The following is a 706-nucleotide window of genomic DNA, read 5'->3' as shown; positions in this document are numbered from 1 at the left end:
CACTAGCTTGTTATAAGTAGGCATTATTTTTCCCTCCATCTCTTACCTTTCTAGTAAACTAGTATTTTTCAAATTCTGCTTGATTTCCGTTAAACACATTTAAATCAATAAACGTTTCTTTACCTTTATAGCCGCTTAACCGCCCTTTGTCCGTATACTGCCAAAACGTCCATTTCTTCTGTTCTTCAAGAGTAGGCTTTTTCACAACATCGCGAATCCAAATATCACACTCAGGATATCTGTTTTTAATATACAAGTTATACGCTTTAGACGTCGTATAAAGAATGACGCGCTTGTCATAATGAGATTCAAGATGTTTAATCATGCTAGAAAGCTCCTTGTATACATGTTTCTAAGACGGCAGGTTTTGTTTTTTATCTCCGTAAAATTCTACATCAATCACTGGAGGCAAATCGTTATTTTTAAGAGAGACCGCTTTGATAAAATTAGCCGCTTGTGTGGAACCTTTGCTATCGTAGCTAAAAAAGTGATAAGCTCCGATCCGCATGTTTTTCCGATTTGCTTGTTCCCAGTTTTGTTTAAATAAAGGATCTTGAAATGAACTTCCTTCCGTTGCTTTGATAAAAGCAAACTGAATATCTTGTTTACTCAGCACACTCCAATCAATCTCYCCTTGATAAGAAGATACGTCTACGCCTTTTACATCATAGCGGTTGGCACTTATCGCATTAGGAATTACCCATCC

Annotated in this window: 1 pseudogene; it reads right to left on the bottom strand. The window is 36.7% G+C overall.

Annotation, left to right across the window (positions count from 1 at the left end):
* Window positions 1–58: 58 nt before the first annotated feature.
* Window positions 59–706 (bottom strand): annotated as a pseudogene (locus AC1DRF_RS31025) (GH25 family lysozyme); the annotation flags it as partial.

Source organism: Priestia sp. P5_B4 (assembly GCF_056400385.1).
This window is presented reverse-complemented; position numbering and strand designations above follow the sequence as displayed.